The organism is Massilia genomosp. 1 (assembly GCF_011682185.1).
In the GTDB taxonomy this organism is placed as follows: Bacteria; Pseudomonadota; Gammaproteobacteria; order Burkholderiales; family Burkholderiaceae_D; genus Telluria_A; species Telluria_A rubra.
Window position 1 is genome coordinate 1 of sequence record NZ_WHJF01000406.1, and the last position, 429, is coordinate 429.

Consider the following 429-nt stretch of genomic DNA (forward strand, 5'->3'; position numbering starts at 1 on the left):
GGCGGAAATTTTGGTACGGATGTCGTCGTCGGGACGCTTGGCCGAGCTGACCAGCCGCAATACGTCGCGCCGTTGTTCGAACAGGTATTGTTGGACTGCGTCGTTCAGCTGCAGATGGCTTTCCAGGCTGAACTTGGTGCCACGCTTGTAGGCGCCCATGGCCTTGCGCACCACTTCCTGCCGGAACGATTGCTTGCCGGACTCCGAAATATGGATCTTTTCCTCCACCGCGCGCAAGAAGCGCTCGTCCGGCCGCCGTTCTTCATTGGTGATGGGGTCCTTGATCTGGCGGTTGTCGAGCATGGCTTCGACCTCATCGAGATATTTGTTGAGCAAATCCTGGGCTTCCTGCTCGAACGACACAAACAGCGCCTTGTGCACGTCTTCCTTGACCCAGCGGTTGTAAAAGTCTTTGCGCGTCAGCACCAG

General features: G+C 57.3%; 1 pseudogene. It reads right to left on the reverse strand.

The features are described 5' to 3' along the window. Positions 1 to 429, reverse strand: a pseudogene (locus F1735_RS34305) (serine protein kinase); the annotation flags it as partial.